Here is a 21,876-nt window from a genome sequence, read left to right as displayed (position 1 = left end):
GATGTCCCTATCATTCATCCTTAAGTTAAGTTTAGTCGGGATATTTAAAAACGTGTAATGTCAGTTGCCATTTCATTGCAGCTAAACGCAGTGATAAGGTCATAAGCATGGCTAATATCATAGCTACTTCAGTCACTAAACCCAACGAGATACTTAATGTATAAACAATGCCACCAGCGATACAAGCAATGGCATAGAGCTCGCCCTTTAATAGCATCGGCATATTTCCAGCCAGCACATCGCGGATAACACCGCCAAAACAGGCTGTTATTACACCCATGATAATCGCGGTGGTATCTGGCATACCTGCTAGCATGGCTTTTTGTGTGCCCATCACCGCAAAAAATGCCAAACCGAAAGCATCAGCAACTTGCAGCGCATTAAGTGAAATCGATCGCTGTTTATTGATTAATCGAGTGGTGACAAATACAGACAATAAAATAGCCCAAAAGTAGCTTTGATCATGTAGCCAAAATACAGGAACATCTAAAATAACGTCGCGTACAGTCCCACCGCCAATAGCAGTGACTGTGGCTAACACAACAACCCCAAAGCCATCCATTTTTTTGTTGTACGCCAGTAGCGTTCCAGAAACTGCAAACACGGCTACGCCGAATAAATCAAACCAATGGTAAAGTTCAGTCATGTTTGTAACTAAAAAGTAATGTTAGTGCCGTTGTAACATAAACTTTTCAATCTTTTAAGCGAAGTTTCGATTACTCGCCTTTTTCGACCAGCTCAATAAATTTTAAACTCTGCATCATAACGCTGTCTGCAAGTGTGGAGTCTGAAAAGTAAGATTCCTTCTCAGTGGCTTTACTTGGCGCAGCTAATAAGATGTTGTAATCATCTTCTAACTCAACCCATAAGCTTCGTTCTTGAGCATTTAATTGCGCATGTTTCTTACGAACATTGTCGGCTTCATAAAATGCCTCTTGTGCTTTTAAGAATGCATCTTGTGATTCTTCGCTCATATCTTCACTTGAAAACAAGCTATTACTTAAATCACTAATGTCTTCTTGCATTGCATCCATCGTTTGGCACCCACTAAGGGTAAGAAGTAATACTGAGAAATATAACGCTTTCATAAACTAACTCCTCAAAAAAGCCCAGTAGCATTGCTGCTACTGGGCTCAGAAAATTACTGCTTAATTAAACTGCCCGATACAAAAGTGTGTAACTCGGGATCATCATTATCATCGTAGGTTTCAGGTACTTCGAAACCTAGCGTTGCTACACTAAAACCACCTTCAATGGTTATTACGGGTGTCATAGTCACACCATAGCCATAATTTTGCGTAGCTGTTGGTTCGCTATACATCATCAACGACCCAAGATCTAATGCCCACTCTGCTGAGCGTACTTCACCATCTAACTCAAATGTTGCAGTACCATCATTACTTATAACGACATTAGAGGTTTCTAAACCACTGCCATCATCAGCCATAAAGGTAAATACATGTGAGCCAATAAGATCTGCTTCAGTGAAAGCTGCTTGATCAATAACTCGTGTAACGCGTTCGAAGAGGCCAAAATCATCGCCGTCTTTAAACTGTATAAAGTTACCTTGTGGCTTCACAATAAAGTAAGGGTCAGCAAATTCAATTGGGTCACCATAGGTTTTTACATAGAAATCAACCACTACCTTTTGAGTTTCTGCATCATAGGTGTAGTAACCACCTGATATACCTAACTCATCAAACTCAGTATCATGAGCAAGCTCTAAGAAAGTGCCATCCTCTTTAAATACAGCAATGAAGAAATCTCCATCGTAAGAGCCATATGTATAACCCCCTATTAGCGGGTTTGATTCGCTGTAGATTCTACTTAGCGTAATAATACCCTCACCTTCGATATCGAATGTCAGCGTATCTCCATCAACACTGGCAACAATACTGCCAGCATCATCTATACCGAAACTACCATTGGTATCTTCCGTAATAGTGACATCAAAAGCGCCTGTTGTTTCATCCCAAGTAAAGTCACCAATTTCAAAACCAGGGAATGCGGTATCATCATCAGGGTCGTCCATTCCTTGAATTTGTAACCATTTTCCATCACGAATAATTACCGCGACATCAGGCTCATCAGCAAGCTGCCAAGCCCCATCTAATGGATGATCCGTTGCTGGACGCTCTACAACAACTTGCTCTTCAGCCATTGCCTTATCAAAGTACCACGCTTGTTTAGCATCTTCAGTACAACTACCTGCTTGCTCATACACGCAAATAGTTAAGAAGTTTCGATCAAAGTCACTCACTTCAGCCTTCATGCTATCAAATAGTAATTTCCCTGACGCTAAACTGTAGTCGTATTGATTGACCACTCCAAGGTAAGTGAAGGTGATTTGATGGCTATACTCAGCCGTCATCTCATCATAAATAGTCGCTATTTTAATGGTTTCTACACCTAACTCTCTTGGTGAATAAAGTTCAATGTAGTTAGTTGTAATTGGGTAGCCATTATTATCAAAACTTGCGTTTTCTTCTAACCAATAAGGTGCGAATTTAGTTACCCCATACTCATCTGACACAGAGAAGTTACGCAGATGAGATGAATAATCTTCGACACGCTCCGAACCATCATAGTTAAAAAAGCGATATTTACGATAGGTAAAGTTTTGACCATTGTTAGTGGCTAATAATCGCTGCGAGAACTCACTGTATACTTGGCAAACTTCCCCTTCAGGACAAATTGGCTGAACACCATTGCTCGTAAAATAGTTATATCTTAAGAACACTCCCTCACTGCTTACTTGCCAAGAACGGAAGTTTTGATTCAAGTTAAAGTTCATTAAACCATCATCATACACATCATAGTGGAGGTCTGTTTGAGGTGAGTTATAGCCTTGGTAAACAGTCCATTTACCCAATAGGTCTGGCTTAGTAAATGAAAGCTGATTATCTCTCACCATTAAACCTGTGACTGTACGTGAGCTATCGTCCGCTTTAGCTTCGAGTGATGCCGCAAATTGATAGCCCACTTGTACATTTTTAACGAGCCAAATAGCGATGTCGTAACTAATAGTTTCTGCATTATTGCTTATAAGCAGTCGGTTCCCATCAACTTGCCAAGTCACACTAACAGGCGCGTTATCGTTATCAATGAGCGTTCCTGTTCCACCAGAAAGTAACTCAACACTTACTGCACTACTATATCCACCAAACTCGCTTAGGTTATCAATAACCCAATTACCAATAAGTTCATCAGCTGTCACAGCAAGTGTTTGCTGTTGTTCAATAAGGGTGGCGTTATAGTTCGATTCTGTAGTTCTATATACAACATCTGAACTGGTTATGCGTGTTTCGCTTTTACGGAAAAACTCAACCGTTCTGTTTGCATCGTTTTCAAGAAGAATAGTTAGGTCTAACTCAACTAAGTACTCACAAACATCTAGCTGTTCATCGTTTCCATCAGTAACCACAAAGCAACTCATTAATGCTGGCTCAGCCAAAGTAATTGTGATGTCTTGCTCTTGTTGCGACCAACTAAAGTCAGTATCAACATCCAGTAAACTGACATACCCGGTACCATCATTATTAAACTCAAACTGCCCAACTGAAGTTCGATAATATTGTGGTTGCATTAATAAATAGTTGCCGGTCAGATTATTGATTGTTTGATCAACTAATTCATCATCATCTTTAATCTCTTCTTTTGTAGAGTCAATTAATCCTGGGTCTTGGCTTTCAACTGTATTTATAAAGTCATCAATTTGTTCAGCGCTAGATATTAAATCAAGGGTCGAATCGACACCCTCAGGTAGTTCGTAGTCATCATTATCTACAATGATCTTGATTAACGCTGCAAGTAGCAGTTTTTCGTCAGCATCAACAGCGAGTAAAGCTTCATCTAATGCTTGTTCAGAATCGATGTTTGTACCGTCGCGGCTTAAAAGTGCAAACTCTGCAGTACTGACATTAGTAATGTTTACGCCAAAGTTTTCATCTTTGCTTAATGTGCCATCGGCTCCTGCTTGTGAAACAAGCGTTGCGATAGACTTCAGTTGGGATACAAATTCAACGCCCGGATCAATGGAGTTATTACCCAACGCCACCAGCTTAACCAGTTCATCAGCATCTGAGTCATCAACCTCAATGTTTACGCTATAGCGGCCTTGTGCATCAGCGGTAATCTCAAATTGTTCATCACCAATCTGCACCACAATACTTGAGTTGATAATCGGCTCATCGGTTACAATACCAGTGATCGTTACGCTGAGCACTTTACGTTTAAGCTCAATCGTTACTGTTGCTGTGGCGGTTGCACCATCATCATCGGTGACTGTCAGTGAAACAACGACATCTGCATCATCTTCGATCTCAGGCGCGGTGATCGTAAGTGTACTTGTATCGCTGCCGGTAAGTGTTAGATCTGGACCTGATGTTTGCTGCCATGCGTAACTTGCAATTGTGCCATCACTGTCTGTTGCTGTCGCTTGTAGGACTAATTCACCACCTTCTGTTACGCTGCTATCACTACTAATAGATACCGTGGGATTTTTGTTTGTAGCGACGGGAGGGGTATCATCATCGTCATCACCACCTCCACCGCCTCCACCACAAGCGGTTAAAGCGACAAGACTTGTCGCTAGTAATAATTGCTTTAGATACTTTATGGAATGAAAATTAGGGGGGCTCATCATGCTAATCCTTACATTGTGTGTTGTATTCCCCTAAAAAGAGGCAACTGCATGCACAGTTGCCATAACTCAAGGGAAGCAAAACCTATTTTGAACATGAATAAAGGCGGGATCTCAGTGTCGTCCTTAACCATAATCTGAATTCAGTCATGTTTGCCCGTCAAATATGAACACCCGAGATCCCATCAAAGCGGTTCATTTTACGTTAAGGTTCAAGGGTAGATTAGTTACAAGAAATAAGTATGCTGAATGCCGACAAAAATGTACTCAAATACGACATTTCAATAACAAACAACGAGTTATACATAATGGCATTGGTATTCTTTCGCCGTCATACCATATTTTGCTTTGAAAAATTTAGAAAAATACGAGCGTGACGAAAAGCCCACATCGTCTATTACTAAGCTTATTTGTCGCCCTTGTCTTAGTAATTCAGCAGCTTTACTCAGTCGATAATTACGCAAATACTCACTAGGAGTAATGTTTAATAGAACTTTTAACTTACGTTGTAATTGACGCTCACTAAGCGCTAATTCTTTCGCACAATTCACCATAGAGAAACCTTGTTGCTGGTAATGCTCAGCAACATACAACTCAAGCTTTTCAAGCAGCTGTTTGTCACGAGGATCAACCACAACCGGTTGCTTTGTCTCAACATGATCAGGCGCATCCATAGTTTGCTGTTGAGAATATAAATTGACCCAATGTATCCAATTCTCAACCTTTAAAAAAAGCTCTTCTCTATCAAATGGTTTTGTGATCACATCTAGCGCATGCTGTTGCAAACTACTTACTCGGGTTTCATAGTCTCCCTTGGCGGTCAAAATAATCACCGGAATATGACAAGTAACGGGCGAATTATGTAATGAATCTAAAACAGTAAAGCCATCGACTTTTGGCATCATTAGATCAGTAATAATTAAATCTGGTACTTGGCTCAGCGCTATTTGCAAACCGATCTGACCATCTTCAGCTAATAATACTTGATAGCGGTGCTGTAACTCTGTTTTTAGGTAATGACGTAGCTCGTCATTATCTTCAATAATTAATACACTCGCTTTGTCATGACTCACTTTTGATTTTAGGCTTGTACTATCAACAGGAACTTGCTCTGCAAATTGTGCTGTTTTAAATGCGAGTTTAAAGTTAGTTCCTTCTCCTAAACGACTTGCCAACACAATATTGCCTTTGTATTTATCGACCAGACGTTTAACGATAGCTAAACCTACGCCACTGCCTTCTACATTTGCATGACTACTTACTCTGTAGAAAGTATCAAACACCTTGTCTTTTTCAGCGTCTGCGATGCCTTTACCTGTGTCTGTTACTTCTATGTAGGCAAACTCACCTGATGCGCTTACGATTAAGCTGACTTGGCCTTGCTGAGTATATTTAAAAGCATTGCTTAATAGATTAGTAAGAATCGTGATCACCCCTTCTCGGGTGCTTTCAATAAATACAGCCTCTTCAATATCAACCTTAAAGTCGATAGGCTTTTCACCTAATACAGCAAACTGCCCCGCGACCTCTCTGGCTATTGCCGATAATGATACAACTTTAATAATCTCTTCATGACGCTCATCATAGCGAGTCAAGGTTAGTAGCTTATCGACCAAGTTTTCTAAACGCCGGCTATTACGCAATACCAAATTCAGTTGCTCACGCTTTTCAGTATTTCGCTCATCTGCTATGAGCTTTTGCAACGGCGCAATTAACAAACTCAAAGGAGTACGTAATTCATGGGATGCATGTGTGAAAAAACGCACTTTATTTTCGAGTGAGTCACTCAGAGCGTCAGCTTGCTGTTCGATTAGCATTTTTTGCTCTGCGATTTCGTCAGTGCGTTCGCTAACAAGTTGCTCCAGATAATATTTTTGTTTGCGTATACGGCGAGTCCAAAGCACTGTGAATAACCACACCATAGCCAAAATCAGCATAGCTGCTAGCAAATAAAACTCACTTGTTTGCCACCAAGGCGCAAGAACCGTTATGTTTAACAGTAATGGGGTGAGCGCATTTGCCCCATTTTCACTACTAGCATTAACTTTCAACTGATATTTACCAGCAGGAAGATTAGTGTAGTCAACAGATAAAAACGACCCTGTAGCTTTTCGCCATTGCTGTTCAAAGCCTGCTAACTGATAGGAGTACTGGTTAGTCTGTGGCTCAGAGTAGTGTAGGTAACCAATCTGAAAATGAACCCGTTTAATTCCCGCAGGAATAGTCACTGAACGGCTTTTTTCTATTTGGTATAAACTGCCTAAACGGCTGACTCCCTGATTTACCACATCCTCATCATCAAACTGCAAACTAGTGAGTGCTAATTGCCCGCCAATAGTATTAACTTCAAGGTCAGCAGGATTAATGACACTAACCCCTTGAGTGCCACCAAACATCAAACGGCCATCACGGGTTTTTAAATAAGCACCGGCATTAAATTCATTACCTTGTAAGCCATGTCGAGCTTTATAATTTTTTATGCTCATGGTTGCAGGGTCTATTTTAGCGAGACCGTTATTAGTACTTAGCCAGACCCAATCTTCGTTGTCTTTTAACAACGCATAAACGACTTGATTAGGAAGGCCTTGAGCGACATTAAGCTGATGAACTTGCTGGTTGCTCAAATCAATAATATTTAAGCCGTTCGACGTTGCGAGCCACATTTGCTGGTCAATTTCTAAAAACGCACGCACTGTATTATCAGATAAAGCCAAGTCGCCTTTGCGATAATTAGTGAGGGTATCGGTTGCAGCGTTGTAATGATAAGCGCCATCACCATCTGTGCCTATCCACAGATCTGCTAGCGAGGTTTTATATAATTTCGTCACCCGCGCCGTTGGAATTACAAGTTGTGTATTAGCTACAGGCTGCGCAAAACTAATAAATTTGCCGCGCTGCCTATCAAAACAAAACAGTCCTCCTCCATTCGTGCCGACCCAAACATTATTTTTCTCATCGACTAAAAGGGCATAAATACTGTTTTCAGTTAAGCCATGTTCTCCTTCACCTGCTCGAAAGTGACTGATGCTGCCATCGGTATGCAAAACATCAATTCCTTGCTGCCAACTGCCAATCCATATATCGCCATTACGATCTTCGGCGATGGCTTTAATTGCATTGCTACTTATTGAATACGGTGAACTTTCGGTGGTTATGCGATCTAAACGATTTAATTGCTGATCAAGAATATCGATACCGCCACCCCAGCTGCCATACCAAATACGTTGCTTTGAGTCTTCAAATAACGCCCACGCATCGTTACTTGAAAGTGGCGTTGGCTTTTTTAACTTACTAAATTGCAATGATGCTGGGTCGAGCTTACTGATCCCATGTGCAGTCCCAAACCACATGATGTCACTACTGTCTCGGTAGATACTATATACCCGGTCATGAGCAAGACTATATTTATCAAACGGGTCATGCGCTAAAACGGTGAAGCTTTTATCAATAGGGTCGTAAACATTAATTCCGCCACCTCGCGTTGCTAGCCAAACTCGGCCTTGGCTGTCAAACTCAATATCACGAATTTCATTGCTACTAAGCCCAGAATTATCATCATTAGAAGTTAACCACTGCGTTATTGTTTTGGTGCTTAGCTCAATCTTATACAAACCGCCGCCCTGACTTGCCAACCAAATACTGCCATCAGCGGCCTGTTTGATAGCAAAGACACTAGCATGAATGTTTACTGGCTCAGCAAAGCCAGAAAAAACAGTATTAATTTGTTGTTTATTAATAAGATCATAATGAAGTAACCCAGCTCCATGCGTTCCTATCCAAAGTATGTCAGCGATTTTTGATAGCGCATAAATAGGCTTTTTTAACCCTGTTATTAAGGTTTCAAGTTGCTCTGTTCGCTTATCGTAACGAAACAGGCTGCCGTCGTAAGTGCCAATATAAACTTGCTGTTGCGCCACCAATAAACTGGTAATGCGGCGCTCTTTTAAAAGCGCCTCAGAAAATTGATAATTATGTAATGCGAGTTGGTTTACACCACTATTTCGAGTGCCTATAAACAGCGTTGACTCGTTGTCTATTGCCAATGGGTAAATATAGTTATTCGCTAGACTATTCGTCTCATCAGAGGCAGTGAATACAGTAAACTCATTACCATCAAAACGGTTTAAACCTGCCTGTGTTGAAATCCAGATAAAACCTTGCTGGTCTTGAACAATATCAAAGACAACACTTTGTGATAGACCATCATCAATATCGTAGTTTTGAAATGCACACAAAGCTGAAGGTAAGAACAGAAGTGCTAACAGCGCTATTAAAAAACGGATCATCCCTAAATCTACACATTTATTATTAGTTATTAATCAAGCGTAGTTCAGTTCAGCTAACATTCATAATCATTTCCCAATTTAGGGATGAATAACCAAGATAGATATCAAGGGGTTGGATTTAGATGCGAGTTAGCGAGTTAGCGAGTTAGCGAGTTAGCGAGTTAGCGAGTTAGCGAGTTAGCGGGGTAAAGGTGCTAGGTGCTAGGTTCTAGGTCAAGCCTATCGCTCTGATCAACTGACGTCTGACGGCTGAAAGCTGATAGCTCTGTTTATGTTGGGTTTCGCTGCGCTCAAACCAACCTACCCGTAGAATTAACGGGTGAATTTTGAGGGCGAACCGACGACCTTCGGGCTCTGAACCTGAATTTCAGGCATAAAAAAACACGCTTTCGCGTGCCTATTATATAATTTCAGTTGGTTGCGGGAGCCGGATTTGAACCGACGACCTTCGGGTTATGAGCCCGACGAGCTACCAGGCTGCTCCATCCCGCGCCTGAAATTATTAAGTTTATTTTACTTCTTGCTTAATTTAAGAAGTCAGCCAATTCAGAGAATTGGTTGCGGGAGCTGTGAAGGTGAAGAGTGAATGCCTCACGCCGTGACGACGACCTTTATAGTTCCAACATTGCACCAATTTTTATAAAAATTGGTTGCGGGAGCCGGATTTGAACCGACGACCTTCGGGTTATGAGCCCGACGAGCTACCAGGCTGCTCCATCCCGCGCCTGAAATTATTAAGTTTATTTTACTTCTCACTTAATTTAAGAAGTTGGTTGCGGGAGCCGGATTTGAACCGACGACCTTCGGGTTATGAGCCCGACGAGCTACCAGGCTGCTCCATCCCGCGCCTGTATGTTTAGAGTCCCAGAAGCCGGATTTAAACCGACGACCTTCGACTTCAGGTATTAGCGAGTCCGACGAATGATTTATCATTCTGCTCCATCCCGCGCCTGTAATCTCTAAGTAACATAAGCATGTTATTGCTGCCCTGTTTCAGAGAGAGCGCTATCATATAGCAATAAGATTAGAAATCAAGGGTTATAGTGACAAATTTAACTCAAACGAACAAAAAGCACACAAAACAAAGCTAAAAAGCACGCTGATGAGGACTAATCATTTTTTGCCACTCCCAATCAGGGTGACCCATCACAATAAAGTCAGGGTTTTCTGTGCTTTCTCGTTGATTGTAAGTTAACGGGTTGAATTCGGCATCGGTAATACAGCCACCCGCTTCTTCAACAATCACTTGTGACGCCCCAGTATCCCACTCACCCGTTGGCCCGATACGTAAAAAACAATCAGCTTTACCCTCTGCGATGATACAAGCCTTTAATGAACATGAGCCTAATGCCACCGTCGCAAACTGAGTATTTAAATACTGGCTGACCGCTTCAATTTTTTGTCTGCGGCTTACAGCTAAGGTTAAATTATCAGGTGTTGCTACCGAAATTTGCTGATCTTGGCCATTTTCACGTTTAAATGCGCCATTTTGATAACTAGCAAAATAAGTCACTTGTTTCGCTGGCCAATGGATAACACCCAGTACTGGGCGATTATTTTCAACTAACGCGATATTAACGGCAAAATCACCGCTTTCGAGAATAAACTCCCCGGTACCATCCATAGGATCAAGCAGCCAATAACGGTGCCAATCTTTTCTGTCTGCTAGCGCCGGAATGGGTGTTTCTTCTGACATAATTGGAATATCAGGGGCTAGGGTCTTCAAACCTGCCATTAATACGTCATTTGATGCTAAGTCAGCCTTGGTGACCGGAGTATGATCTGACTTTTGCTCAGCACCAATATCATCCTGCTGATAAATGGCCATAATGGCATCGCCTGCTTGCTCAGCTAACCGAATACACGGTTCTAAAAAATCATTCATTGCCCGCTCCCGACTCTAAGTACTTTGTTAATAATAGCAAAGCTGCGACACTTCGTGCTTCAGTAAAGTCTTCTTGTTGCAATAATGATTGCCAATCACTTATTGGCCATTTTACAACGACAAGCGGTTCAGGCTCATCACCGGGTAAGGTTTCAGGGTAGAGATCTTCAGCATATAAAATATGCATAGTGGCATTAAAGTAACTCGGCGCCATGCTGACTTTTTTAAGTTCAGCGAAATGTTTAGCACCAAAACCAACTTCTTCTTTAAGCTCACGGTCTGCAGCTTGCTGTGGGGTTTCGCCTGGGTCAATTAAGCCCTTTGGAAAACCCAACTGATAATCATTGGTGCCTGCACAATATTCTCGCACTAATAACAGTTCGTTATCGGCCGTTACTGGCACAATCATAACAGCCCCTCTGCCACCGCCTCGAATTCTTTCGTATTGCCTTTGCTCATCATTTGAGAACTTCAATTCGAGAGATTCAACAGTAAATAGTCGACTTTTAGCGACAACTTCATTAGACAAAATTTGCGGTGGTGTAGGATGCTTTTTCTGTGTCATTGGCATTAATTTGCTATCATGGCAGTTATGCTCATCATAAATCTTTTAAAGTGAATTGCCTATGTTAAATTGGTCAAAAATCGATACTGTGTTGTTAGATATGGATGGCACCCTACTCGATTTGCATTACGATAATTACTTTTGGCTAACCGTTATTCCCGAGCAATATGCGCGTAAACATAAAATCAGCTTAGACGAAGCAAAAGCTGACATTTCACATCGTTATCAACAAGTTCACGGACAAATTAATTGGTACTGCTTAGATTATTGGCAACAACAACTTGATTTACCAATTATGGCGTTAAAACGCGACATTCAACATTTAATCAGAATTCGTGAAGATGTTCCGCCCTTTTTAACTGAGCTTAGAAAAGCAGGCAAGCAATTGATCATGCTTACTAACGCACACCCAGATTGTGCCATGTTAAAGTTTGAACACACTGCTATCGATAATTACTTAGATGGTGTGATCTCAACTCATCAATATGGCGTGAGTAAAGAGCATCAACCATTATGGCAACAAGTACATCAAGAATGGCAGTTTGATAAGGAACGGACTTTATTTGTGGATGACAGCCCTGCCGTGCTAGATGCGGCAAAAGAGTTTGGTATTGGTCATATACTTGCGGTTGCCAACCCTGATAGTCAGCAACCGCATAAGCAGTTCGATGGCTTTTTATCAACCATCGATTTTCGCGAGCTTATACCCGTTGAATGATTACTTCGGGTAACGCTGCTCTAAGCCTTGGTATACTAGTTTTGCAAAATCTGCATGCTCTGTATCGAGGCTTTTTACCACTTCAACTAAGTGCTCGTTATCTTCTTGGCCATTCCACACCTTGATATAGCTACCGTCTTTGTAGCCATGATCTTGGCGGAAGAAGTTCAAGGTGTTTTTACCAACGTAGCCACGGTATAAATCATCGATATCCATACCGATTTGCGCCATACAACCTGCAAATGCAGCTGCATTAAAACTCTTTTCAGCGACTGCTGACGCGGCTAATAATTCGAGTGTTTGTTTAAAATCATCGGCTTGAACTGGCGCACTTAACTCAGCTTCAAGTTGCGCAGCTAACTGCTCATAGCTGGTTTCACCATCAATGCGTAAAGATAAACCAAAATGGAAAATATCAACTAACTCTAAAATAACTTGTTCTGTATCTGGGGTTTGTTTCTTCCACCACTTCCAACCGTAGTGGTCAAGCATTTCAGCACACTCAACCCAAATTGCACGATACCATTCAAAACCTTGGCTAAACCATTGCTCATGAACTTTGGTATTCATCGCATTTTGCATCTCGAGCATAACAACGAGTTTTTGTAAATTAGCAGACATTCTTTATCCCAACTTGCATTTTTTATTTGCCTATATACTACAGTTAAATTTGAGTTTGATGTAGGTAAAGATGAAATAAATCCCGCAACAAGCAGGTCATCTTTGCAGTTGATAAAAATAACCGAGGAAGCCCATGTTTAAATCTCTATTCATTAGTGCACTGTTTGTACTATCAAGCCACGTTATCGCTGCAACTGCAACCAATATTGCCGAATCAGCAGAGCAAGTTAGTCCGTTATTACCTGGCTTAACGGTGCCAAATGTTGAATTGAAAGACCAATACGGTAAAACCGTCTCGCTAGCTGAGCGCTTTAAAGAAAAAACTACCGTGCTGATTGTTTATCGTGGTGGCTGGTGCCCATATTGTTCAAAACAATTGGCCAGCGTGCAAAAAATAGAGAAAGAATTAGCAAGCTTAGACGCGCAACTAATTGCCGTTTCACCAGATAGCCCTGAAAAACTCGCTGAAACAAAAATTACAGCTCCTAGCTATCAATTGCTTTCTGACGACAGCCTTACTTTGGCGCAAACGTTAGGTTTAGCATTTTATTTAGATGACAAAACAGCAAAGATTTACCGTAATAAGCTTGGGGTTAACTTTGTCTCGTTAGAAGGTGAGCCAAAAGTAGCACTGCCAGTACCCGCTGTATTTGTGATAGATACAAATGGGTTAGTTCATTTTCAATACGCCAACCCAAATTACAAAGTACGCTTAACAGAAGATTTATTACTAGCCGCTGTTAAATCAGTGAGCGAGCAATAAATTAGCTACCGATAAGCAGGATATGCTTCTGCTTATCGGCCTTGTGTAAATTCTTGCCAAGATTCAATTAAATCAACAAAATCTTCAAAGCCACAGCCACTGCATAAGCCTTCTTCTTCAAGCATTAAATCATCATCTTGGTAGGCAACTAAGTCTTCGTTGTCTTGATGTAATGCATGCGCTTCGAATAGCGCTTCGTCTTTATTTAAGATCAAATCAATTTCTTGACCTTGTAAGGTTAAAGACTCATGACTGCTCTTAACAGCAGAGATCAACGCTTGCACCATCGCGATTTTTTCTTTTCCGACTTCTTCGTTTAGCCAACGGCCTATGATGGCGTGTTCAGAGGAAATTTTAATGCGTAAACCGCTAATAGGGTCGCGGATAAATTGATATTCCATGGAGGGTACTCTTAATACGTTATCTGCTAATTATACCGTTTGCAGCTAAACGTGGCGAGTTTAGTCGCCTTAAAACACTCGAGCGCCTAAGTGGCGCTCGAGTTTGTGCTAATTAAATAGCTAAAGTCGCGACTTGAAGCGTGCAGCATCAATAATCGCCCATAGGTATACGATTGGCAGTAAAATAAAACCAACTGCCACATAAATTAGTGCACCACTAATAACCCATGCTAAAAAGAATGCAATAGCCGCCATTAAACGACCTTGTACCAATTGCCCTAAACCGGGAAAAAAGATATTACATATTGCTGCGATTACATTACCGCCAGAACCTTGCTCTGCCATACTAACCTCTGTAGTTTTTAATGATTATACTTTTTATAATCACACTTTATGCCAACTTATTATGACTTACAAATCAAAGTGTTAAAAAGTAGCGTTATTTTAATTTTAGTTCTTTTTGCTAAAAATCGGTCAAATTCACAATTTTTATATCGTAATTTTAATGACTTGCCAAAATAGCTGTTTATAAAAACAGTATTTTATTTAGCCTTGCATAAACACCTGTTATACTCCACCCATTATAGATTGAAAAGGCGTAACGATGGACGTTTCAGAATTACTCGATGGCTTAAATGACAAACAACGGGATGCAGTCGCAGCCCCATTGCAAAATATGCTGGTACTTGCAGGTGCAGGTTCTGGTAAAACTCGAGTACTTGTTCATCGCATCGCATGGCTCATGCAAGTTGAGCAAGCTTCTGCATACAGCATCTTTGCGGTAACCTTCACTAACAAAGCCGCAAAAGAAATGCGTACCCGTGTAGAAGAAACGTTAAAAGCACCGGTTGGTGGTATGTGGATTGGTACCTTCCACGGCTTATCTCATCGGATTTTACGCGCCCATCACCGTGAAGCGAACTTACCTGAAAGCTTTCAAATCTTAGATTCTGACGATCAACAACGTATGATCAAACGCTTACTCAAAGCGATGAACATCGATGATAAAAAATGGCCAGCAAAACAATTTGGTTGGTATATCAGCGCGAAAAAAGATGAAGGTCTACGTCCTAAAGACATTCAAGCCTACGATATTAATGAGCAAATGATGCTGAAAGTCTATGCTGCATATCAAGAGGCTTGTGACCGTGCAGGTTTAGTCGACTTTGCAGAAATACTGCTGCGCTGCTACGAAGTACTTAAGAATCACCCTACTCTTTTACGTCACTATCAACAGCGTTTTGCCCACATGCTGGTAGACGAGTTCCAGGATACCAATACAATCCAGTACGCTTGGTTAAAATTACTCGCAGGTAACACCAACAGTATTATGATCGTAGGTGATGATGACCAAAGTATCTATGGCTGGCGTGGCGCAAAAATTGAGAATATCAAACGCTTCTTAACTGACTTCGAAGCCGAAACCATTCGCCTTGAACAAAACTACCGTTCAACGGCAACAATATTAAAAGCGTCAAATGCGCTGATCAAAAACAATGCTGAACGCATGGGCAAAAGCCTGTGGACTGACGGCAATGATGGTGAGCCTATTTCTGTTTACGCTGCGTTTAATGAATTAGATGAAGCGCGCTTTGTTAGCAGCAAACTACGTAGCTGGCTAAATGCAGGTAATGCATTACAAGATGCCGCCATTTTATACCGTAACAATGCGCAATCTCGTGTACTCGAGGAAGCGATGCTACAAGAAGGTTTAAAATACCGTATTTACGGCGGTATGCGCTTCTTCGAACGTCAAGAGATCAAAGATGCACTTTCGTATTTACGTTTAGTGGGTAACCGTCAAGATGATGCCGCTTTCGAGCGCGTTATTAACACCCCTGCTCGCGGCATTGGTGATAAAACACTAAGCCACATTCGTGATTGTGCGCGCAATGAGTCATTGCCACTTTGGTATGCCGCAAAAGCAATTGTAGAGCAACAACACCTATCTGGCCGTGCAGCGAGTGCCGTCACTAAATTCTTAGAACTTGTTGAGCATATCGAAGATAAAATCAGCGATCTCACCTTAGAAGAGCAAGCGAAATACGCCATTCAAACCTCAGGGTTAATGGCAATGTATCAAGCTGAAAAAGGTGAAAAAGGCCGTGCCCGCGTAGAAAACTTAGAAGAGCTTATCAGTGCTTGTGGTCAATACGAACTCCCTGAAGATGAAGAGTTCAGCTCACCACTACAGGGATTTTTGGCTTATACCTCACTAGAATCTGGCGAAGGCCAAGCTGATGAGCACGAAGACGCAGTGCAAATGATGACATTACACTCAGCAAAAGGCCTAGAATTCCCACTGGTATTTATGGTTGGTGTTGAGGAGGGCATGTTCCCATCACAACAAAGTAATGAAGAGTCTGGTCGTTTAGAAGAAGAACGCCGCCTCTGCTATGTTGGTATGACTCGCGCGATGGAAAAACTATATATTAGCCACGCAGAAAGTCGCCGTTTATACGGACAAGAAAAATACCATAGCCCATCACGCTTTTTACGTGAAATGCCTGAAGACTGTATCGAAGAAATTCGTATTAAAACACAGGTTTCAAGACCGCCAGCGGCAGGTCGTTTTAGTCCATCAGTAACACATGCCGCATTTGAAGATAGCGGCTTTAACTTAGGGCAACGCGTATTACACGCCAAATTCGGCGCAGGAACCGTACTCAATTACGAAGGTAGCGGCGCACAGTCACGTATTCAAGTGAACTTTGATGACCTAGGCAGCAAATGGCTTGTAACACAGTATGCAAGACTTCAAGCCTTATAATGAGTATTTAACAGCACTGTGTAATGAGCTGGTGATCGCAAAGCATCGCCAGCTTGTCATTGTGCAAGGCAGCGAAACTTGGTGCTATCAGTTTGCAAACCAATTAGCGCTTAAAAATACCTATGTTTTCAGTAGCAACTCATTATTAGCAAATAGTGAGTTTCCAAAACATGCTCACCAAATTCTTGGTCAAGAGTTTCATCACGCAATTTTTGATGGTTTTAGCGGCTTATATGCCGATAAACTAGCCGCGCTTGCAGGTACCGTAAAAGCAGGTGGTGTACTGATACTGTTGCTGCCCGATGACCGCAAGTGGCAAGACCCAGCACTCACAAGTATTACCTCTTATGGCAAAGTGATTAAACACAGCTTTTTTAATCAGCGTTTTTTCGCCAAGCTAAAATTGCAGCCACATTATTTTTCTGAGCACTCGCTTCCTATTTACCAATCAGTATCGTCAGCAACTGCAGAGATAAATTATCAACAACAACAAGCATGTGTTGAGCAAATTATTAAAACCGCAACAGGGCGCGCTAATCGTCCTTTTGTGATCAGTGCAGACCGAGGTCGCGGTAAGTCAGCTGCTTTAGGGCTTGCAGCAGCAAGTCTTCAAGATAAAAGAATCCTTATTTGTGCCACGCAAACCAAAGCCGTACAAACAAGCTTTAAGCATTTAGCCGCTGAGCTTGGTGTTAGCAAAGAGCAAAACTGTAAGCAACTAGCTAACCTAAGCTATATTGCGCCAGATACACTGCTAAACGAAAAACCTGATTGCGATCTGTTATTTGTCGACGAAGCAGCGGCGATTCCGGTTCCTATGCTATTAGAGATACTAAAAAGTTATCCACGAATCGTATTTGCTAGCACTATGGTTGGTTACGAAGGGAATGGGCGTGGTTACACGTTACGTTTTTTACATTACTTACGTAGCCAATATAAATCTCTAAAGACTATTACTTTGGATGAGCCAATTCGTTTTGCTAAACATGACCCCCTCGAAAATAGCCTACGCGAACTATTACTACTCGATGCAAAGTACCTAGATACGCAGAGTGGTAAGTCTTACCAATTTGAAAACATAAGCAAGGATCAACTCGTTGAAGATGAGCAGCTACTTAGCCAAATTATGGCGCTACTGGCGCTGGCTCATTACCAAACCACGGTAAACGACTTACGCCAATTGCTTGATGCCCCAGAGTTACAGCTATCGATCTGCAAACAAGAAAATGCATTAAAAGCCGTTTGCTTAATCGCTATTGAGGGTGGCTTAGCACCAGAAATCGCAGAGCAAGTAATAAAAGGAAAGCGCAGGCCTCATGGTCATTTAATGGCGCAAACTCTGACTCAATTGAGCCGAAATACAGAAGACTTGTGTAAACGCTCAGCGAGAGTTGTGAGAATAGCTGTTGCACCTGAATGTCATCAACAAGGTATTGGCTCAGCCCTGTTAAACTACTGCGAAAGCCAATTAAATAATTGCAGTTATTTTGGTGCCAGTTTTGGCGCAAATGCAGCGTTAGTTAAGTTTTGGCAAAGTAATGGCTTTAATATTGTTAAGCTTGGATTTAGTCATGACAAAGCAACGGCTGAACATTCTGCTTTAGTGATTAAAGCGTTAGATAAGCAAAGCACAGATAGCGCAGCACTCTTAATAGAGGAATTTAAACAAGACCTGTCTTTGCAACTCCTTGGTCACTTTAGCTCACTTCCTTGGCAGCTTATTGCAGAACTATTCAAAGGCTTACCAAAAAGTGACTTACCTTCTGCCTTAAATACAAGAGCTGAGCGACTGTTAACCGGTGACATTAGCCTCTTCCAAGTACAGCCTTTGCTATGGAAAATGATTTGGAGCACACCAATTAGTCTAAATTTATTAGATGAACATACAAAATTCATCCTTATTCGACTAGTATTACAGCAAACCTCTGTAAATAGCTTGATCGAAGAAGCCGGTTTTACAGGTAAAAAAGACTTAGACTCACAGTTCAAAACCGCAGTGCAAGGTTGGTATGCTCACTATAAATCACTTCAAAATAACAGCTATTAAGTGTTTAAGTATTTGTACCTTGCTGCTATCTCAGATAGCTTTAGCTGAACACGCACAGCCTACCATTAAACTCGGGATGTCCACTGCGCTCACAGGACCTGCAAAGCAAATAGGCGAACAACTGGCGCTTGGCAGTAATATTTACTTTAATAAAATCAACAAAGAAAACGGTGTTAACGGGCAAAGTATCGACCTGATATTAGCTGATGATGGCTACGAGCCAAAAAATACCGTAGTGAATACCCGCGAGTTTTTATTTGACCAAAAGATCCATGCGATTTTTGGCTCTATGGGCACACCAACAGCCCATGCAATTAAGCCCCTGCTAGATAGACACCGTATTCCATTTCTAATGCCATTTACAGGCGCTGATTTTTTACATAACAGCTCAATGCCGAATGTATTTAATCTTCGTGCGAGCTACCAAGATGAAGCCATAGAGCAAATTAACTACCTAGTTAAAGAGCGTAAGCATGAAAAAATTGGCTTGATGATCCAAGCCGATGAGTTTGGTTACATGGTAGAGAGCAATCTCGTTAACGCCCTAAAAATACATGGTATTAAACCTGTAGAAGTCGCACGGTTTAAGCGCAATAGTGATGATATTTCAAAAGCTTTAGCGCTTCTAAAAGAAAGTAAGGCAACCGCAATTTGTTTAGTCGGCACCTACAAGCCTCTCGCTGAATTTGTTAATGCAGCTAACAAACAAAACTTCAACCCAGACTATACTTCGGTGTCTTTTGTATCGAGTCATGATTTATACCAACGGGTTAAAAAGCCCGCCAACATTATGGTCACAGAAGTGGTACCTGACCCTAATAACTGTAAAAACCCTTGGTGTAAGCAATTTATTGAAGATATAGAGCCTTATCACACTAGTGCAAATAGAATTATATTTGAAGGTTATTTGAATGCTGTTGCACTCGTTAGTGCTGCCCAAAAATGCCCAACGCCATTAAACAATCAATGCCTACTGACCGAGCTAAATCGCCTCTTTACTGATACATCAGATTTCGCTGATCTATTTAACACTCACACTTCTGGAAATAACAAAAAAATCTACCGCTCATATTTTAAAAGTAATTAGGTTAAACTACGACTAAATTACAATAATGTTCTATGCTATAGAGACTTAACAAGGCTTTGAGGGAAATATGGATCTGATTAATTTTCGAGTTGGCCAAAAGACCATTTCACTAAAAATTCTCGATATTCTTCTAACTGAGCGTTACGAAGGAAACTTAACGTCGTTGCCAAATGAAAATAAAAGCTTCATTGGAGTTAAAGATTATATGGAAACTCCAACGCCTATCTTTGATTTAGGAATTGTATTAAACAACCACTCAACCAAAGAAACCAATGCCGAATTATCCGATCTTTTAGTCGAAAGAGAGAAAGACCATTTAGATTGGCTAGATGCTCTCGAAAATAGCCTAGTAACAGGTACACCTTTTACAAAAGCCACAGATCCAGACAAATGTGCCTTTGGTCGTTGGTATAACAACTTCGAAACCGATAACGAAGATTTACAAAGTATCTTAGCTAAGTTTGATAAGCCTCACCGTGAATTACATGCCATGGCCGGTGAGTTATTAGAATTGCAAAAAAGCCAACCTCACGACAAGGTGATTAGCCTATTTGCAGAGAAAAAGCGCCAAACATTCAACCAGCTTATTAGATTGTTTGAATCGGCACGTGAGCAGATCATTCTTGATTACAAGCCAATCATCATCTTCACCACAAAAGACGGTGTAACACCTCATATAGGCCTTCTAGTCGACAAAGTAGAAGACAACATCAACGTAAAAAAAGAAGACATCAAACCGTTAGACCAACTTACCTCGGTTGGTTTTGATGTTGATCCGCAAACTAAAAACATGATGCGCGGACTAATCAAAATGAAGCATAAACACAGCTTATTATTAGACCCAAGTGCCATCTTCCGCCCAGAGCACCTCATGCGCCACGAAGCAGAAGAAACCGAAGAGTATGGGCTTTTTTAGTCGCTAGTTAGCGAGTTAGAAAGAGTAAAGTTAGTGAGGGGAAAGTCGAAAGGCCTGGCGTAGGTTGGGTAGAGCGCAGCGAAACCCAACACAGAGCTATCAGCTTTCAGCCGTCAGCGATCAGCCGCGCGGTGTGGGTTTTTGGTGCTGCGTCTTCCTATGCAATTAGGCTCTAGGCTCTAGGCTCTAGGCAAAGTGTCCTTGTAGGAATGGCTTTAGCCGTGAATGTGTTTGTTATGGTCTAGATTCGGCACTGAAGTGCCTCCTACAGGGGGTTGTTGCTGAGGGAGTCTCTGAACTAAACAACCCCGCACTTCAACTGACATCTAATATCTGACGTTTGAGATACGTATTACGTAGGGATGGCTTTAGCCATGAATTTGTTTGTTATGGTCTAGATTCGGGACTGAAGTGCCTCCTACAGGGGTTTGTTGCTGAGGGAGTCTCTGAACTAAGCAACCCCGCAGTTCAACTGACATCTAATATCTGACGTTTGAGATTCTTATCACGTAGGAATGGCTTTAGCCGTGAATGTGTTTGTTAAGATCTGAATTCGGCACTGAAGTGCCTCCTACGGGCTTTTGTTGCTGAGGGTGACTCTGTACTAAACAACCACACAGTTCAACTTTACCCTTGCTAACTTGTAACTCGCTAACTCATGTTGGGTTTCGCTCCGCTCTACCCAACCTACCTGGAGGATGAGCAGGGTGAGCTTATTATGACACTGTACTAAACAACCGCACAGTTCAACTTTACTCTTGCTAACTAGCAACTCGCTAACTCTGACATCTAATATCTAACCTCTGATATCTCTGTGTTTCAACTGACGTCTGATGGCTGAAAGCTGAAAGCTCCAGACGCAAAAAAGCCCGACTCTTTCGAATCGGGCTTTCTCTTATTTGGAGCCTGGCGATGACCTACTTTCACATAGCAGCTGCTACACTATCATCAGCGCTGTTTCGTTTCACTACTGAGTTCGGCATGGGGTCAGGTGGGTCCAAAACGCTATTGTCACCAAGCAAATTTGGTTTGTTAATCGCCTTGGCAATTAACTAAAATTCGGAATTCTGATATCAAGTAAAATCTACTTTAGTAACTTAACTTCTGTTCGTTACGCTGTCATAAAACGCGTTTGGCGTTGTATGGTTAAGCCTCACGGGTAATTAGTACAGGTT

General features: G+C 41.6%; 15 protein-coding genes, 3 tRNA genes and 1 rRNA gene. 6 read left to right on the top strand and 13 right to left on the bottom strand.

Features of this window, described 5'->3' with window-relative positions:
• Positions 1–31 precede the first annotated feature (31 nt).
• The 9 genes from WA256_RS18005 to nudE form a co-directional block, all read right to left on the bottom strand.
• The gene (locus WA256_RS18005; protein ID WP_054563935.1) at positions 32–646 is read right to left on the bottom strand and encodes a trimeric intracellular cation channel family protein; all 615 of its coding nucleotides are present in this window, start codon (positions 644–646) and stop codon (positions 32–34) included.
• A 70-nt stretch (positions 647–716) separates the two neighbouring features.
• Positions 717–1,088, bottom strand: coding sequence for a hypothetical protein (locus tag WA256_RS18000; RefSeq protein ID WP_062564682.1), 372 nt, complete (start codon positions 1,086–1,088; stop codon positions 717–719).
• Positions 1,089–1,141: 53 nt separating this feature from the next.
• On the bottom strand, positions 1,142–4,645 hold the full coding sequence (locus tag WA256_RS17995) for a COG1470 family protein (protein ID WP_304638194.1): 3,504 nt from the start codon (positions 4,643–4,645) through the stop codon (positions 1,142–1,144).
• Positions 4,646–4,941: 296 nt separating this feature from the next.
• Entirely contained in the window at positions 4,942–8,928 is a 3,987-nt protein-coding gene (locus WA256_RS17990; protein ID WP_335992775.1) for a hybrid sensor histidine kinase/response regulator transcription factor, read from the bottom strand.
• Between the two features lie 415 nt (positions 8,929–9,343).
• Positions 9,344–9,420: transfer RNA gene (locus WA256_RS17985), tRNA-Met, on the bottom strand.
• Positions 9,421–9,575: 155 nt separating this feature from the next.
• Positions 9,576–9,652 (bottom strand) — tRNA-Met (locus WA256_RS17980).
• 46 nt (positions 9,653–9,698) lie between these two features.
• Positions 9,699–9,775, bottom strand: a tRNA-Met gene (locus WA256_RS17975).
• Positions 9,776–10,015: 240 nt separating this feature from the next.
• Positions 10,016–10,813 (bottom strand): 3'(2'),5'-bisphosphate nucleotidase CysQ, encoded by a 798-nt coding sequence (gene cysQ / locus WA256_RS17970; protein ID WP_054563939.1) that lies wholly within the window; start codon positions 10,811–10,813, stop codon positions 10,016–10,018.
• Entirely contained in the window at positions 10,806–11,378 is a 573-nt protein-coding gene (gene nudE, locus WA256_RS17965) for an ADP compounds hydrolase NudE (RefSeq protein ID WP_171040476.1), read from the bottom strand. The genes cysQ and nudE overlap by 8 nt, the downstream gene beginning before the upstream one ends.
• 61 nt (positions 11,379–11,439) lie before the next feature.
• Between nudE and yrfG the strand changes: the two genes are divergently transcribed.
• Entirely contained in the window at positions 11,440–12,096 is a 657-nt protein-coding gene (gene yrfG, locus WA256_RS17960; RefSeq protein ID WP_335992774.1) for a GMP/IMP nucleotidase, read from the top strand.
• Here yrfG and WA256_RS17955 read toward each other — a convergent pair whose 3' ends face one another.
• Positions 12,097–12,717: a dUTP diphosphatase gene (locus tag WA256_RS17955; protein ID WP_055199370.1), complete on the bottom strand. Its 621-nt coding sequence runs from the start codon at positions 12,715–12,717 to the stop codon at positions 12,097–12,099.
• Positions 12,718–12,850: 133 nt separating this feature from the next.
• On the opposite strand from WA256_RS17955, the gene WA256_RS17950 reads away from it, so the two are divergent.
• Positions 12,851–13,480, top strand: a complete 630-nt coding sequence (locus WA256_RS17950; RefSeq protein WP_055021757.1) for a peroxiredoxin-like family protein — start codon at positions 12,851–12,853, stop codon at positions 13,478–13,480.
• A 32-nt stretch (positions 13,481–13,512) separates the two neighbouring features.
• Here the strand turns inward: WA256_RS17950 and WA256_RS17945 are convergent, their stop codons facing one another.
• Together WA256_RS17945 and WA256_RS17940 are read right to left on the bottom strand one after the other, a co-directional pair.
• On the bottom strand, positions 13,513–13,881 hold the full coding sequence (locus tag WA256_RS17945) for a YacL family protein (protein WP_335992773.1): 369 nt from the start codon (positions 13,879–13,881) through the stop codon (positions 13,513–13,515).
• Between the two features lie 120 nt (positions 13,882–14,001).
• Positions 14,002–14,226, bottom strand: coding sequence for a hypothetical protein (locus WA256_RS17940; protein WP_054554878.1), 225 nt, complete (start codon positions 14,224–14,226; stop codon positions 14,002–14,004).
• Between the two features lie 259 nt (positions 14,227–14,485).
• On the opposite strand from WA256_RS17940, the gene uvrD reads away from it, so the two are divergent.
• From uvrD to WA256_RS17920, 4 genes are all read left to right on the top strand, one after another.
• Complete coding sequence (gene uvrD, locus WA256_RS17935; protein WP_054563945.1) at positions 14,486–16,651, top strand: DNA helicase II; 2,166 nt, start codon at positions 14,486–14,488, stop codon at positions 16,649–16,651.
• Positions 16,629–18,698 (top strand): GNAT family N-acetyltransferase, encoded by a 2,070-nt coding sequence (locus WA256_RS17930; protein ID WP_335992772.1) that lies wholly within the window; start codon positions 16,629–16,631, stop codon positions 18,696–18,698. Before uvrD ends, WA256_RS17930 begins: the two co-directional genes overlap by 23 nt.
• Positions 18,661–19,785, top strand: coding sequence for an ABC transporter substrate-binding protein (locus WA256_RS17925; protein ID WP_269408911.1), 1,125 nt, complete (start codon positions 18,661–18,663; stop codon positions 19,783–19,785). Before WA256_RS17930 ends, WA256_RS17925 begins: the two co-directional genes overlap by 38 nt.
• A gap of 67 nt (positions 19,786–19,852) precedes the next feature.
• Positions 19,853–20,701, top strand: a complete 849-nt coding sequence (locus tag WA256_RS17920; protein ID WP_055021760.1) for a CZB domain-containing protein — start codon at positions 19,853–19,855, stop codon at positions 20,699–20,701.
• 904 nt (positions 20,702–21,605) lie between these two features.
• Here WA256_RS17920 and rrf read toward each other — a convergent pair.
• A 5S ribosomal RNA gene (gene rrf / locus WA256_RS17915) occupies positions 21,606–21,720 on the bottom strand.
• Between the last annotated feature and the right edge of the window lie 156 nt (positions 21,721–21,876).

The organism is Pseudoalteromonas sp. CH_XMU1449-3 (assembly GCF_037027245.1).
GTDB lineage: Bacteria > Pseudomonadota > Gammaproteobacteria > Enterobacterales > Alteromonadaceae > Pseudoalteromonas > Pseudoalteromonas shioyasakiensis.
The sequence above is the reverse complement of the archived record's forward strand: the minus strand, read 5'-3'. Positions and strand labels throughout refer to the sequence as shown.